This window comes from Micromonospora sp. C95, assembly GCF_018070465.1.
Classification (GTDB): domain Bacteria; phylum Actinomycetota; class Actinomycetes; order Mycobacteriales; family Micromonosporaceae; genus Micromonospora.
The window spans coordinates 144003-158365 of the sequence record NZ_JAGPXT010000001.1; the positions used below are offsets into that span (position 1 = coordinate 144003).

The 14363-nt window shown below is 65.6% G+C and carries 12 protein-coding genes; 4 read left to right on the forward strand and 8 right to left on the reverse strand.

Annotated elements, in window-relative coordinates:
* Positions 1 to 28: 28 nt before the first annotated feature.
* Complete coding sequence (locus tag KBX00_RS00645) at positions 29 to 403, forward strand: hypothetical protein (protein ID WP_210822123.1); 375 nt, start codon at positions 29 to 31, stop codon at positions 401 to 403.
* Here KBX00_RS00645 and KBX00_RS00650 read toward each other — a convergent pair.
* Genes KBX00_RS00650 through KBX00_RS00665 form a run of 4 tightly spaced genes read right to left on the reverse strand, consistent with a single transcriptional unit; the run spans position 400 to position 7130 of the window.
* Positions 400 to 1239, reverse strand: coding sequence for a phosphoadenosine phosphosulfate reductase family protein (locus tag KBX00_RS00650; protein ID WP_210822125.1), 840 nt, complete (start codon positions 1237 to 1239; stop codon positions 400 to 402). The genes KBX00_RS00645 and KBX00_RS00650 overlap by 4 nt on opposite strands.
* Positions 1236 to 4811, reverse strand: coding sequence for a hypothetical protein (locus KBX00_RS00655; RefSeq protein WP_210822127.1), 3576 nt, complete (start codon positions 4809 to 4811; stop codon positions 1236 to 1238). Before KBX00_RS00655 ends, KBX00_RS00650 begins: the two co-directional genes overlap by 4 nt.
* The gene (locus tag KBX00_RS00660) at positions 4808 to 5917 is read right to left on the reverse strand and encodes a DUF4007 family protein (RefSeq protein WP_210822130.1); all 1110 of its coding nucleotides are present in this window, start codon (positions 5915 to 5917) and stop codon (positions 4808 to 4810) included. The genes KBX00_RS00655 and KBX00_RS00660 overlap by 4 nt, the downstream gene beginning before the upstream one ends.
* Positions 5910 to 7130: a cysteine desulfurase family protein gene (locus KBX00_RS00665; RefSeq protein WP_210822132.1), complete on the reverse strand. Its 1221-nt coding sequence runs from the start codon at positions 7128 to 7130 to the stop codon at positions 5910 to 5912. The genes KBX00_RS00660 and KBX00_RS00665 overlap by 8 nt, the downstream gene beginning before the upstream one ends.
* A 452-nt stretch (positions 7131 to 7582) precedes the next feature.
* Between KBX00_RS00665 and KBX00_RS00670 the strand changes: the two genes are divergently transcribed.
* From KBX00_RS00670 to KBX00_RS00680, 3 genes are read left to right on the forward strand one after another with little or no spacing between them, the layout of a single operon-like run.
* Positions 7583 to 9148: a DEAD/DEAH box helicase gene (locus KBX00_RS00670; RefSeq protein ID WP_210822135.1), complete on the forward strand. Its 1566-nt coding sequence runs from the start codon at positions 7583 to 7585 to the stop codon at positions 9146 to 9148.
* A complete protein-coding gene (locus KBX00_RS00675) occupies positions 9142 to 11127 on the forward strand; it encodes an ATP-binding protein (RefSeq protein WP_167361587.1) in 1986 nt (661 codons plus the stop codon). Before KBX00_RS00670 ends, KBX00_RS00675 begins: the two co-directional genes overlap by 7 nt.
* Entirely contained in the window at positions 11124 to 12017 is an 894-nt protein-coding gene (locus tag KBX00_RS00680; protein WP_210822137.1) for a hypothetical protein, read from the forward strand. The genes KBX00_RS00675 and KBX00_RS00680 overlap by 4 nt, the downstream gene beginning before the upstream one ends.
* On the opposite strand, the gene KBX00_RS00685 is transcribed toward KBX00_RS00680, so the two are convergent.
* The 4 genes from KBX00_RS00685 to KBX00_RS00700 all read right to left on the reverse strand — a co-directional run bounded on the left by KBX00_RS00685 (position 12014) and on the right by KBX00_RS00700 (position 14252).
* On the reverse strand, positions 12014 to 12301 hold the full coding sequence (locus KBX00_RS00685; protein WP_210822139.1) for a hypothetical protein: 288 nt from the start codon (positions 12299 to 12301) through the stop codon (positions 12014 to 12016). The genes KBX00_RS00680 and KBX00_RS00685 overlap by 4 nt on opposite strands.
* Before the next feature lie 407 nt (positions 12302 to 12708).
* Positions 12709 to 13419, reverse strand: a complete 711-nt coding sequence (locus KBX00_RS00690; RefSeq protein ID WP_210822142.1) for a prepilin peptidase — start codon at positions 13417 to 13419, stop codon at positions 12709 to 12711.
* Positions 13420 to 13447: 28 nt separating this feature from the next.
* Complete coding sequence (locus KBX00_RS00695) at positions 13448 to 13798, reverse strand: helix-turn-helix domain-containing protein (protein WP_210822144.1); 351 nt, start codon at positions 13796 to 13798, stop codon at positions 13448 to 13450.
* A gap of 94 nt (positions 13799 to 13892) precedes the next feature.
* Positions 13893 to 14252, reverse strand: a complete 360-nt coding sequence (locus tag KBX00_RS00700; RefSeq protein ID WP_210822145.1) for a hypothetical protein — start codon at positions 14250 to 14252, stop codon at positions 13893 to 13895.
* Between the last annotated feature and the right edge of the window lie 111 nt (positions 14253 to 14363).

Consider the following 14363-nt stretch of genomic DNA (forward strand, 5'->3'; position numbering starts at 1 on the left):
AGCGAGAGGGCTAACCACTGGAGCTAAGGTGATTCTGAAAGCACGTGCAATTGATGCAGGGCGCGTTTCGTTTCTGCTAGAAAACTCTGCTGACGGAGACGCTGAATTCGTTGCAGCCACGATCCCGCCTACGGACGTTCAGCGGTCGACCGGCACCTTCCGCAATCCAGATTTGCTGGTCGACTTGACACCGGCACTAGTGTCCGCGCTGCTCGATGCATCGGAGTCTGAGGGTGGGATGGTGATGTTGCTGATCGTTCACACGGCAAGCCGGCGTGCGGCTGCGGTCGGGGCTTTTCCGGACACGGCATCAGCCAGAACATGGTGGCACCAGCCGTACAACAGGTTGGCACGGGACCCGGATGTGCTGTTCCTGACGGTGCCGGTGGAGGCCGCCGTTTAGAGGTGGCAGACGGCGCAGCCAGCCTCGTCACTCTCCTCGTCTAGGGCATCGGTGAGCACCTCGATGAGGGGCAGGTTGGGACGGGGTTTGGCTGCCGCGCGAGCAAGCGCGGCAGCATGCCGCTCTTCGATCGAATCGCGCCGTTCGAGGAGGTCGCGGAGCGACTCACCTTGAGACCACGTGTACTGACGGCCGCGCATCGCCGTGGCCTGGTAATTGACCTTGTCTTCGTATTCAACGGCGCGTTCGAACAGCTCTGGGTGTCGATCGGCGAGGCCAACCCATTCGTGTTTGCGCTGGAAGAAGCAGAAGTAGCAGCCAGAACGGGTGCGCCACTCGTAGTAGGACGGCAGGCCGATTCCGGACTCCTCCAAGATGAGGTTGACTCCGTCACGGTCGATGCCGTCTTCCCGGAACGGGAATACAGCCTTGATGTTGGGCTTGGTGCTGACGTAGCCGAGACGGTTCTCATCGGCGCGGATGGCGACGTACGAGACGGCGGGGCTGTCGCCGAGCCATTCCTCTAGCGGCTTGATCTTGAGGTTCTTGGTACACCACCGCATGGACGCGCTCGGAAGGGTGCCCTGGTAGACCTGCAGCCAGTGGTCGAAGTCGCGGGTGGCGTTCAGTCGGACGATCTGCTTACCGAGGGCCGCTTCGAGTCGGTTGAGGTAGTCGTAGGTCTCAGGAAGCTCGGCGCCGGTGTCGCAGAAGAAATACTCCATCTGCGGCACCTTGGTGCGCATGTAGATCGCGAGAGCGGAGGAGTCTTTACCGCCCGAGATGCCGAGGACGTGGCGGGTCTCGTCGGGCGTACGTTGCCGGGGTGCAGTCATCGGGTCGGCTTCCTTCGCGTGGATGGTGCGTCGTCGCTGCCAGCGTCCTTCTCGACTATGACACTTTCGGCCAGCAGAGCGAGCAGTGCCCGCTCACCGTTCTCGCTGATCTTCTTTCGAGCGAGGGCGATCACCTCCGGCAGCAGGGCCCGCGCGCTGGCGCGTTCGTCCTCGGAGAGGTGGACGACGGTGTGGAGCTCGTGTCCGTCCGCCTGGGTAACGGTGATCGCCCGGGAAAGGAACGTAGCGTCGGTCGGTTCCGTAACCGTGGGCTGGTGCAGGTTGGCCAACCGTTCGATAGCGCGAGCGGCAGCGCGGACCTCGTTGGTGAAGGTACCGATGTCACCGTCACGCCAGTCGGAGAGCCCGCGGCCAACGATCCGTACAACGAACGGATCGAGCCACTCGTCGTCGCTGAGCGTGGTCTCTTGAGCCAGCGCGATGACACCACGGAGTTTTGCCTCGACCAGGTTCACGTCGGCGAGGTGTCGGGTGTAGACGGCGAGACGTTGACGTAGCTTGCCGAGGTTCGTAGGCATGTGAAATGCCGCGGCGATGGCCTTCACCACCTGTGTGCGCAGACGTTCGTCAGCCTGGCCGATCACAGTAAGGGCCTTGCTTAGCGACTCGGCGTAGCGACGCGCTGCCTGCTCGTTGACCTCACCGCTGGCTGGGATCGGCTCGAGGTCGAGGGCAGACGGCAGGTCAGTAAAGAGGAGGGTGTCGGGTTCGCGGGCGGTCTTGAGCACCTGACGTACAGCCCGTGCCTGTTTGGGGATTTGCTGGGTGTGATCGGCGTACGCGGACAGGCCCCGCGCGCGGTCAAGCAGCTCGCGCGTGAGCGCCAGGGGCGCCACGTTGCGGACGTTCATCGGCGGCGCTGCTGGCATCCGCGCACCGATCTGCTGGGCGATCGCGGTCACTGCGACCTTGCGCGGACCTGCTTGAACGCCCATGGCTTTGACTGCGAACCGCTCCGGACTCTTGATCATACGTTCGGCGAGAGCCTCGGTGAGTCGGGTCTGGTAGGTGCCCTCCTCGAAGAGGGCGAGTTCTTGGCTGCCGATGATGAGCGCGGTCAGCACGATGACCGGGGTGACGCCCGGCCGTATCCCGAAAGGAGGCGCTTCGAGGAGTTCGTAGACGGCGTCGAGCCGCAGCGGCTGTGCGGTGGCGGCCCGCATCCGCTGCTGCATGGCGGTCCACGCCGGGTGCAGCGAGTTGCCGGGCTCCGGCTCGTGAAAGCCGAATGGGAGTAGCTCGGTGTCCTCGTCGGCGCGCTGATCGGTGGGGCGGTGCAGCTGGAGGTACTCCAGGACTCCGCTGTACATCGCGCGTTCCGGCCCGTAGCCCTCGATGCCGAGGTACTGATGGGTGGGGGCCGTGATCATGGCGACGATCAGCTCACGGCGTGCCTTGGCTGCTTGGCTGGTCAGCTTATGCCGGCCCAGCATCTCGTTACGGATGTGCGGCGCGTGGGGGAACACGCTCTCGCACGCCTTGGAGACGAGCTCTGCGAGGCTTCGGCCCTTGATGGTCTCGGCGTCAGCTGTGAAGACGGCGGCCCCGGCCCTAGCCGGCAGCAGGTACCAGGTGGGGGCTAGCTGGCTTGGCAAGAAGGCTTCTGCGACCCGGGTGGCCAGTTCGGCGCTGGCCTGCGCGATACGTTCGCTGACCTCGGTACTGGCCACGGCGTCGAGTTCGACGTTGGCCGGTAGCTCGTGCAGAGCGTGCAGGTAGCGGGCGGTACTGAGTACTTTCTCGGCGTGGGCGGTCACGCCGGCGATGACAGGGCGGTCGGTTCGAACCGTGGGGATGGTGTATTCGTCCCCGAAGTGGAACAGCAGGAGTCCGTCTTCGGCGTCAGCGGCGGACGGCCCGATGAGCTCGGGCGAGCCTGCGTCGGTGGCCTTGGTGACGAAGTGGCGCAGCATACCGGTGCGTTGGCTGTGCTTGCCCGCCACAACGGCGGTCGGCAGGTAGGTCGAGATGACCTTGACCGCGGCATGGTCGTCGCATGCGTTGATCAGCTGCTCGATGTGGCTGGTGAGGTCGACGTCACTGCCCCGCCAAACCCGGTACTCGTCGCTGAACTGTCGGTACACCAGGAAGCCGCGGTCGACGAGGCTGGTGACTTGGTCGGCGAGTAGTTGTCGGGCCGTGGGGTCGTTGAGCGTGATGGGGTCGCTCAAGGCGAACAAGACAGTGTCCATGCTGGCGCGCAGGGCGCCAGAGGCGTCGACGAGGTTGAGCATGCCGATGGTCTTGAGGATGACCTGGTCTTGCTCAGGGAGGCCATTGGCCTCGGCGATGCGGTTGTCGATCTCCATCCACCGGCTCGCGTTGGCCGAGGCCAAGATGGTGGTGCGGCCGGCGGTGAAGAAGTAGTCGAAGGCGTCGGCGATGCGGACGGTGGACGCGGAGGAGGGGCGATTCGAGGCGTAGCTCTGCAGGAAGCGTCGCACCGTGTGGGGTTCGTCATTCGCGATGAACCCGGTCATGCTGCGATCGTGCTGCCCGATCTGCGCGGCGAGCAGCGGCGCGACCACCGTTGTCAACGGGTGCAGGGGGTACACGTGAGTGAACGTGTCGTGGCCTGCGGCGAGGATGCCTTGGAGACCGCGTTCGGTCCAGGCCTGAGCGGACGCGGCGGCATGCTGGGCTATGAGCTTGCGTCCCTTGGGCGCCACGCCGTCGTGGTCGAGGGTTCGGCGGATCAGCTCGACGGTGTCGCCGAGGTGGATCGTCATGAGGATGTCCTCGAACCGGCCCTGAACCTTCGCCCACTCCCGGCTCTGCAGCGTGCTCGCGCGGGAGGCGTAGTCGGCGAACGACAGGTGCTGCAGAGTAAGGAGGTAGAGCGGCACGCCGCGGGAGCCTGCACCGAGCTCAGCGAGTTCCTGCAACAGGAACACGTCGCTACCGGCATCGCTGAACTCACCATGGGAGGCGAGATGCTCTAGCGACTTGCCGAACTCGTCAATGACCAGCATGACCGGTGCCTGCTCGCAGAGAACCTTTACGGCGGACACGAGCTCCCGATTGCTGCAACCCGGAGCCTTGAGGGGCGCGAGTGCTTCTTGCACGGGTGGGGGCATGCTGCCCTTGTGCCAAGCACGGCCGGCACCGTCGAGCAGCGCTCGCGTGATGCTGTCGAGCAGAGGTTCTCGTCGTGCCGTGGCGACGCAGGTGATGAATCCGTCGGGCGCGGTGCTGTCACGAGCTGTGGTCAACCGGCGGGCCAGGATCGGGCTCGTCTCGGCGAGGATCTCTTCGGCCTCCGTCCGGCGGTTCCCAGCACGGCCGAGCAACGACACGACGACCAACGCCAGTGTCGACTTGCCTGAGCCGTAAGGCCCTGTCAGGGACCAGGCGCGGGTATTTGCTTGGTCCTCCAGGGCAGCGGTGACCCGTTCCAGCATGTCCTGCGCCCGGATGCCGATGTGCACTGGGCCGAGATGCTCGTCGCGGACGTCGCGTTCGATGTTCGTCGACCGCAGTCGGCTGCTGACGATGTTGATCCCGGCCGGCGTCTGCGGACTGATGCCCGACGGTGCACCATTGGCGGTCATACCAGGGCTCCTGCGAGTCGATCGAGAGTCGGCTGGTCGAGCAGATCGGTGCGGCCACGTCGCCGCATCTCGCGCAGCATCCCGGGTGATTGCGTGGCATACCAAGCCTCCCGATCTGGGAAGCTTGCGCGGACGCGAACGTTGCCGTAGTAGCCGTCCAGCACGTCCCAGGCCAGTTCCTTAGGATTGCCCTCGAACCGCAGGCTGCGCTGTCCGATGCCCTCCACCAAGGCCATCTGCGGGTACTCGCCGGCGATCTCCTCCAGGGCATGCGCGATCTCCGGCTCCCTGAGCCGGAAGGCCCTCCCTGGGCCACCCGGCTCATTGGTGAGACGGGCCAGAGCGATGGAACCACTCTGCAGAGGCTCGCTGCGCGCCGCGTAGTCCAGACATGCGTAGGCGACCAGGGCTGGCGGCAGAGAGGTGCGAGCGTTGCTGGTGAAGTGCCAGCGGCTCGCTGCGTTGTTGCGTCCGAACCCGGTGGGCTCCAGTAGCCCGAGCTCCCGGAAGGGGGAATCGAGCAGGTCCTCGAAACTTCCGCCAGAACCCGCGGTGGGTTCACGCCGGCGCGCGTACATCTTGGTGAGGCAATCCGCGTCCTTGGCTACCGATGCCTCTACCGGGGGCTCCCAGCCAGCCAACCGTACGTGTCGCAGGGTGGTCTCGGTGAGCTCGCTAGTGGTGAATCGGGACGTCGACTGGGCGTGGAAGGCCACCCACCAGGTGGGAGTGTGGCAGGGTTTCGCCAGGAGCCACCAGTGCAGCAGCCACAGACTCGCAGTGTCCTCAAGGTAGGGGTCGGCGCCGTTCTCGTCGAGCAGCCATCGTGCCTCCCAGGTCGGTGAGGCGACGTTCGCCCGAGACGTGGGGTCCTTCGGGTACTCGACGGTGAGCTTGAAGGCGTATGACCAGAACCGGATTGCGTTGACCATGTTCTTACCCACGCCGAGCGTCACCGTCGCGTTGTCGCGCAGAAACACGTCGCTGCCGATGTTGGCGTCGGTCAGGGCGCTGTACGCCTTGTGTAACCAGCCGAACCGAGGGTGAAAGGTCTCATGGCGGGAGAACGACGGCTCGGCGACGTCCTTGAGCTTGGTTTCAAGCATCGTGTCTCCGCGGTCCTTCCTGCCCCCGGGCGGTTCCAGAGGCAGTCGTGGTGGTGTTTGGGTACAGGGCAGCGTGAACCCGGCGCGCAGCGTCGATCACGTGGCGAATAGCGCTATCGATGTCATCGGCGGTAGTGGCGTAGCCAAGAGAGAAACGGATGGTGCATTCGGCTTCATCACGGCTCAGGCCCATGGCGAGCAGGACTCGGCTCGGCTCCATGGCACCCGCCGCGCAGGCACTGCCCTCGGACGCCGCGATGGCGGGCATGGCGGCGAGCATCGCGTCGGCTGGCAGGCCGTCGAAGGTCAGACTCGCTACGCCGGGTAGCCGCAGGTCAGGATGGCCGTTGCGACGGGTGCCGGGTAGGGCTGTCATGACAGCAGTCTCGAAGCGGTCACGCAGCAACCGGATACGTGTCGCTTCTTGATCGAGGCACCGGGCGGCAGCCTCCGCAGCGGCCCCCAGGCCGACGATGCCGGGCACATTTAGGGTTCCCGGCCGCCGTCCGCGCTCATGACCGCCGCCGTGCACCAGCGACCGGATCGCCGGCACTGTGCCGCGCCGCACGAACAGTACTCCTACCCCTTGCGGAGCACCGAATTTGTGCCCGGACATGGACAGCAGGTCAAGCTGCAGCCTGCGGAGATCGATCGGTAGCCGACCAACGAGTTGCGTAGCGTCCGAGTGCACCAACGCTCCGGCTTCGTGCGCGATTTTCACCACTAGGTCGAGATCACTCAGGACGCCGGTCTCGTTGTTTGCCGCCATGATCGAAACCAGGGCAGGCGAAGTTGCGAGTGCTTCTTCCAGCTCGTCGAGACGTAGTGTGCCGTCCCGGTGGACCCCGATCGTGTGGACCGTGCTCCCAACAGCGTCGGCGACCGCAACTGCCGCTTCGGTCACCGCCGGGTGCTCCACGGCACTGATCACTAGGCTCTGGCCAGGCGTTGCGGCCGACCGAAGGGCCAAGTTGTTGGCCTCGGTCGCGCCCGAGGTAAAAATCAACTCATTCGGCGAGCATGCCAACAGCGCCGCAACCCGCTCGCGTGCCTGATCGACCGCAAGGGCCGCGCCTCGGCCCGCCGCGTGCACGCTCGAGGCGTTACCGACTGCTGTCAGCGCCTTGGTGGTTGCAGCCAACGCTTCGGGACGAACGGGCGCAGTGGCGTTGTAGTCGAGGTAGATGAGGGGATCAGCACCGGTATGACCCATCCTTCTCCCTCCGTTGCGGTACCCACCTTATGGGCTGGTGGCCTGCAGGGGAACCGCGACGCGTGCCACCAGCCGTGATCATGGGTGGCAAGATTACCGTACGCATGTTCTGTTCGGTCGCCCCGTAGGCCGGCCTGCGACGCGCGCCGCATCGAAGTTCAACCCCGCTCCCCGGACGCCCCCAGAGGAAGGCGCAGCTACACGAGGAAGCCCGTGAGCCGCGGTCCCCTTCGAGCGTGGTGGCGCGATAGAGTGAGTGCCTGAATCGATGTCGTAGGCATCTTGTCCAATAACCCACGTGACTAGCGACCCGAGGCGAGCCGCGCGGAGGATGCCGTCGAAATGATCCACACCGCTGTCATGATGGCAGGTGCCCGGCACTTCACAGCCGGTCGCCGGGTGGGCGCCTCGCTCACCCTCCCACTCCTGATCCCCGCTGCTCGAGCGTACCGATGACATACACGATCTTTGACTTGTTGCGGACGTCGCTCCGGACGTCGAGCTTCGTAGACGAGCGGGTCCTTCGAGCGATCGGGCACCTCGTCGACGGCGGGCATGTTCGGCAGGCACCCAGTGATGCGGTGATCGCGGCTGCGTGCCTCGGCGATCCCATCAGCGCGGTCCGTCGTCTGGCCGAGGCCGGTGTGTTGCCCGGTGAGCTCCCGGATGAACAACGGCGCGATCTGTCCGCCCGCCTGTCGTTAGGCCCGGATCAGCTCGACAGCAAGGCCGTTCTGGCGAATCCGAGTGCCGTGGCGGTATTTCTTGGTCTTCCCGAGGTGCGCGCCAGCACTGCGGCGCAGACACCGACCGACGCGACGCCAGCCTACGGGCTGTTTCCGCATCAACGCCGTGCCGTGGTCCGCGCCCGCAAGCTGCTGCGGTTGGGCCGCACCCGGCTGTTGCTGCACATGCCGACCGGATCCGGCAAGACCCGCACCACGATGAGCATGGTGGCCGACTATCTGCGCGAGAACGAAGGTCGCGTGGTGCTCTGGTTCGCATCCACGCGAGAGCTGCTGGACCAAGCGGCGCGCGAGTTCCACAAGGCGTGGTCTCTGCTGGGCGACCGGCCCGTCCCGATCGTTTCGGCCTGGGGCGGTCAGGACGCCGACCTTTCCGACCTCACCGACGGCCTCATCGTGGCCAGTTTGCAGACCGTCCATGCACGTCGCAGCGACCCCGGTTTTATTCCTGCCCTCGGTCGTCGCGTGGGGCTCATCGTGTTCGACGAAGCGCATCAAGCGGTCGCCCGCACCTACCGGTCGGTGGTCGAACAACTCTCCGCCGCCGGGCAACCGGTCACCCCCATCATCGGGCTCAGTGCGACCCCGGGGCGGACTTTCCTCGGAGGGCGGTCCGACGAGGATCTCGCCGAGTTCTTCGAACACATGAAAGTGGAGCTCGACACGGCCGCTGAAGGCGCGGACAACCCGGTCGCTTACCTGATCCGTCAGGGCTACCTCGCCGAGCCCGAATTCCGGCTCCTCGGAGACCTGCCGGAGGACGATGATCCAGATAGCGGCGACGATGACGAACCGGATGACATCGGCCTCAATCAGGATGACTACATGCAGGAGGTTCTCGGCGCCACTCTGCAGCTAGTCAGTGAGTCACATCGCCGCATCATCGTGTTCGCCGCCTCGGTAGAACTGGCGCACTCGCTGGCAGCGTCGCTGCGAGCGGTCGGTGTCCTCGCGGACGCTGTCGACGGAACGACGGCACCCGAACTGCGCGACACCGCAATCCGGATGTACAAGAGCCCGGCACCCATCCCTCGCGTCCTGGTCAACTACGGCGTGCTGACGACCGGCTTCGACGCCCCGCAGACCAGCGCCGTCGTGATCGCGCGCCCGACACGATCCCTCGTGCTGTACAGCCAGATGGTCGGCCGGGGCATCCGGGGCCCGAAGGCTGGCGGCAACAGGAAGGCCGTCGTCGTCACCGTGGTCGACCCCGCAGTCCCCGCATTCGGTTCCATCGCCGCCGCCTTCACCCACTGGGAGGACTTGTGGTAACACCCGACACCCACCAGGAAGCTCCGCTTCTCTCCGGTGAACAGACCGTCAAGTCCATCCGCGACACCGGATACAAGGGCACCGACTATGCCCTCGCCGAGCTGATCGACAACTCCTTCCAGTGGGGTCAGGCCCGTACGGTCCTGCTGGTCATCGTGCAGCGCATGGTGCAGGGTAAGCGGCGCGCCACCAAACGCGCCGACGAGATCTGGGTCATCGACGACGGCACCGGCATGACGGATCAGGCCGTCAATCTCGCCCTGTCGTTCGGCGGATCCGGCAAGTACAACGACCGATCGGGCATCGGCCGCTTCGGCATGGGCCTGCCGCAGGCCAGCGTCTCGCAGTGCAAGAAGACTGATGTATGGACCTGGCAAAAATCACAACCGGAGAACGCCTCCCACACCTATCTCGATCTGCTAAAGCTCTCGCACTCCGACAAGGGTTCCACGCTCACCGTCCCGTGGCCGACACACCCCGGTCAGCCGGGCTACGAAGCCATGCCCGACTGGGTCCTCGACGTCTTCAAGCAGCATGCCACTGCGGACACCTCGATGGGGCAGCCGCTCTACGGCGGCACGGCCGTTCGATGGTCCACGCTCGACAAGGTCCGCTGGACCACTGCTAGCACCATCCTCAAGCACGCTGAGAACCTACTCGGGCGTATCTACCGCAACTTCCTGACCGCCAACTCCGCGCCGCGCCACATCAAGATCGCCATTGTTGACGCAGACATGATCGGCGGGCTCATCGAGTTTCACGACGTACGCCCCAACGACCCCCTGTACCTGCTGCCGGCGGACCAAAGCACCCTCGAGTACTGGGAGCAGGCCGGCCCGGACGGCGAGAAGGAAAAGTACGTTCCGGTCACCGACACCGCGCCCTTCACCGCCCACCACAACTCTCGGACCTTCGAGATCGCGCGTGCGGACGGCAAAGGCAGCTCCACCGTCCACGCGCGGCTGTCCCTGGCCCGGCCCGAGGCCCGACCGGGGAGAAATCCCGGTAAAGACACCCATCAGGGACGCCATGCCCGCGACAACGCCGGGATCTCGGTCGTGCGCGCCGGCCGCGAGCTCGTCCTCGAACAGACCTTGAACGAGGAAGCCACCGACCGGTGGTGGGGTGTCGAGCTTTCCTACAGCCCCGACCTCGACGAGATCTTCGGGGTGACGAACAACAAGCAGGACGTTCCCAACCTGACGCAGGCACTGCAACTCGCGCGCACCTACGATCTGCCGAAGGAACAAGCCCTGGAAGAGGGCCTCTTCGACGAAGAGCACGAGATCGCCGAGCTATACGGGATGGCCCACCAGCTGTTGCTGCTCGTCCGTTCCCTGCGCCAGGAAGGCCGAGAAGGTCGAGACGCGGCATCGCGAGGCCGCTCCGCCCCGCCGAACATCGCGGGCGTCGCCTCCAACATCAAGAAGACACGCTCTACCGTCATCCCCACGCCCGGCGAGAAGAAGTTCGCGGATGATCCGGATCCTGAGAAGGCCGCCGGCGCTATCGAGACGAAGCTCAAGGCGGACGACGTCTCCGATCAGACCCGCAAGATAATAATCGAGAACTACAGGCGTGGCGTGACCGTCCAGATTCTGACGCAAGCAGAGAAGCACGTCCCAGCGTTCTTCCGGCCCGACGAGGCCATGAACCTGGAGCTGCTGTGCTTGAACAACGCCCACCCCGCTTATCAGGCGATCATCGATCCTTTGCGCGCCTCCGGCGAAGACATTGCCGCGATGAGCGAAGAGGAAGCCAAGAGGCTCCTCACCAAGAGTGCCGATGCCATCACCTGGCTTCTGCTGGCCTACGCTCGCTGTGAGAACGAGTATCAGGGACATCCTCTCGCGGGCACATGGAAGCAGATCCGCGACCAGTGGGGTCAACGCCTCGCCGAGACTGTGCAGGACTCTGCCTTCAAGGCTGCCGAGCTCTTCGGCGACAGCGCCGAAGACGACAGCGAGAGCGGTGTATGACGCAACCACACGCCGATCCTCAGCGCTGCGGATTCCGAGTCCTGGAACTCGTTTCCACCGCAACCACTTTGACGATCATCGCGCCGTTCATCACCTCAGCCGGCATCAGGCCGATCCTCACGGCGCTGCCGCAGGACGCCGAGCTCGAGGTATACACCCGTTGGCGGCCGGATGAGGTCGCCGCCGGGGTGAGTGACCCACACATCTTCGATCTGGTGAGCACCCGCGGCGGAACGGTGTCGCTGCACCCAATCGTTCACGCCAAGGGGTATTTGACTGGGTCATCCGCCCTGGTGGGCTCGGCCAATGTTACTGGGAACGGCCTCGGATGGGGCCGCCCCGGCGCCGTCGAGATCCTTGTCGAAACCTCACCGAGCGACCCGGCCATGGTGGCGCTGATGTCTGTGCTGCGGGCGACGTCGTCAACGGCCACGGAAGCGGACCGCGACGCCGTTCTGGCGGCTGCAGCGGCGCTCCCCGCAGCACCACTGAAGGCCGTCGTCGAACCGGTGGACCGCACAGATTGGCTGCCTTCCTACCGGATGCCGGAAGTGCTCTGGCTCGTCTACGACGGACAACGCGAAAAGGAACTCACGGACTTCGTTCAGCCCGAACTCCGAGCGTTAGGGGTTCCCAGCGGTATCCAGAGCGAACCAGCGTTCAACGCCTACGTCGGGGCGATACTGCGACAAGGCTTCACCGGCCGCATCGCACAGGAATGCAGCAACCTGTCCACCATCAAGGCGGTGCAACGCCTGACTGCACTCTGCACGGCAAGAGGCATCACCATCGAGGATCCGGGTTTGCTGTGGGAAACCCTCGCGGCTTGGATCGCGCGTTTCATGCCCGGATTCCAGCGGATTCCCGGTGGGACGCGACTGATCCGCTAACGCCACAGGCCGATCGGCCGGCCTGTATCCGGGTCGAGAACTCGCACCGGCTGAGGGAACTCGGGCGCCGAGGATGGCTTCGACGACTGCTGCGGGATGACCGCGCACCGGCCGAGAGCTGAGCGCAGCAACTCGGCTGCCGCAGTCATCCCGGCCGCCTCGGCCGCAGCGAGCAGAATCCGCGCAGCCTTGGTCGTCTCCGCCTCTACGACACCGCCGCTCTTGCCGGGGACATCTGCGGTGAGCTCTTGCATCTCGTACAGGCGAGTACGCAAGAGATCCACCTCGGCAGCCAGGCAGAGGTCGAACTCCGTAGACGATGGCTCCCCATCACATCTTGGTTCTTGCACGACAGCGAGCAGGCGAGCTACTGAATCCGGCAAGAAAAATCGACGGGCGCGGTCAAGATTTTCGGCACGTCGCTCCTCGAAACGCCTGCTAGCCAACGCCACCCCTCTATCCCGCTCCGCCTCGCCACCGGTCGCGGCTCCACGCGCCGGGGCAGTACGCCGGTCGGACGCCGTCGTGGAACAAGAGCCGGAGTGACGTCCATCAGCGTAGCGGAAGCAGCACAAGGCATCAGGACACCGAACGGCCGATCATCAGGTGCCCGGCGCCTCGGCCACAGAGCCCACAGTGGTCTGGCACCTACGCGCGACGCCCACGATCGATACTGATCCCGGCATGGTGATCAACTTTTGGCCACGACCGCTATCAGCGCCCCAGCGACCAGGTAAGGGCCGAAGGCAATGCTGCGCGTGCGGCGCAGCGCCAAGCGCGCGAGCGCTTCGGGGACGGCGAGCACGAAGGGCAGTAGGCCGCCGACGAACACCGCAGGCCAGCCGGCGGTGCCCAGTGCTGCGCCAAGCAGCGCGGCCAGCCGCACGTCACCCAAGCCCATTCGGCTGCCCGCCGCGAGGACCAAGGCTAGGTACAGGCCGCCGAGCGCAACCGCCGCGAGCGCCGCAGTGACCAGCGTCCGGGCCTGGCCCGTGGCCGCCGCCTGACCGGCCAGCACTACGCCGACGGCCAGGGCGGCGACGCCGATCACGGGCGTGGGCAGCCTGCGGACCGCGACATCGACGGCGACGAGCAGCACACCGGTATGCATCACCACGAGCCAGACGGCCAGTAACGGCAGGCCGCCGGGGGCGTCGCGAAGCAGCCAGGCCAGGCCGGCGGAGGCGACAGCCAGCCCAACGCCACACAGCTCTGAGGCGACGACCAGCACCAGCCCGCTCCTGACGCAGAGAGGTGCCGAGTTGCCGCATTCGCCCGCCTTGAACGGTGGTAACCCCGCGCCTGCCGGCGGGTTGACCACCAGCCAGGTATAGGCGTGCGGCAGCACCAAGCCAACAAGGGCACCACAGCAGAGCGCCAGCTCCAGCGCCGGGGGATTCATCAGCTGCCGTCGCCGTGGCGCGACGGGACTACGCCGGTCCGGCGTCCGCGCCGGTCGGCTGCGCGTAGCCGTCGCGGTAGGTGTCCGACCAGCGGCGCATCTCGCGCATGAACGACGAGAGCAGCGGCAGCAGGTGCGTGCCGGCGGCAGTCAGGGAGTAGGTGCCGGCACCAGCGTCGTCGGTATGGTGCACCAGGCCGCCGTCGCGCAGCCGGCGCAGGGCGTCGTTGAGCGACTTGGAGCTCGGTGCCGGTTGGATCTCGCGCAGCAGCTCCGAGAATCGCATCGGCCTTTGACCGAGTGCCGTGAGGATCTCCAGGGTCCACCGCTGGGCACACAGCCTGATCGCTTCGTGCGCGACGTGAAGGTCGTCGTCCATCCGCCTCCCCTCCCCGTCAAGGTCGGCCAGAGGACGAGTCTAGGGGATCGACTGCTCTACGTGAACAGTGAATTCACGTTGAGTCAGATGGAGATCATCGAGGCATCGAGTCACGTCGTTGAGTAGCTGGTGCGCCGGCAAGGTGGCGGCAGCCCTCCGCGAGCGCATTCAGGGCGTCCGCCAGAGCGTTCCCCATAGTGGACAGGCGATAGGCGCCCGTGGCGGCGATTACGTCCCAGCTGCCATGCGGTTCCCGCCGCAGAAGTCCGGTCGCCGCGAGCCAGCACAGGTCGGCCCGCAGCGCCTCGCGGGAGACCTCGTCCACACCACCGAGGTCGCCGACAGTGGCAGTAGCGCGATCACGCAACGTCACGAGAGCCGCGATGGCTGTGGGCCGACGGGCGAGCTCCGCAGCGAGGTCGGCGGGCTGAGGACCCTCGGCGGTGCGGCTCATAATGCGCGCTCCCTTGAGATTTTCTGAGGATTCTAAGGCCTTCGATCCCTGCGGGCATAGTGTCGCGAATCCGACACCGGCTGGTCGGATTGCGTCGAAAGACTCGCATTA

What these genes read in the sequence shown, in the direction of transcription:
- KBX00_RS00690 (WP_210822142.1), bottom strand. Translation starts at nt 13,419, where the DNA reads ATGAATCCCCCGGCGCTGGAGCTGGCGCTCTGCTGTGGTGCCCTTGTT.
- KBX00_RS00665 (WP_210822132.1), bottom strand. Translation starts at nt 7,130, where the DNA reads ATGGGTCATACCGGTGCTGATCCCCTCATCTACCTCGACTACAACGCC.
- KBX00_RS00650 (WP_210822125.1), bottom strand. Translation starts at nt 1,239, where the DNA reads ATGACTGCACCCCGGCAACGTACGCCCGACGAGACCCGCCACGTCCTC.
- KBX00_RS00680 (WP_210822137.1), top strand. Translation starts at nt 11,124, where the DNA reads ATGACGCAACCACACGCCGATCCTCAGCGCTGCGGATTCCGAGTCCTG.
- KBX00_RS00655 (WP_210822127.1), bottom strand. Translation starts at nt 4,811, where the DNA reads ATGACCGCCAATGGTGCACCGTCGGGCATCAGTCCGCAGACGCCGGCC.
- KBX00_RS00660 (WP_210822130.1), bottom strand. Translation starts at nt 5,917, where the DNA reads ATGCTTGAAACCAAGCTCAAGGACGTCGCCGAGCCGTCGTTCTCCCGC.
- KBX00_RS00700 (WP_210822145.1), bottom strand. Translation starts at nt 14,252, where the DNA reads ATGAGCCGCACCGCCGAGGGTCCTCAGCCCGCCGACCTCGCTGCGGAG.
- KBX00_RS00695 (WP_210822144.1), bottom strand. Translation starts at nt 13,798, where the DNA reads ATGGACGACGACCTTCACGTCGCGCACGAAGCGATCAGGCTGTGTGCC.
- KBX00_RS00670 (WP_210822135.1), top strand. Translation starts at nt 7,583, where the DNA reads ATGACATACACGATCTTTGACTTGTTGCGGACGTCGCTCCGGACGTCG.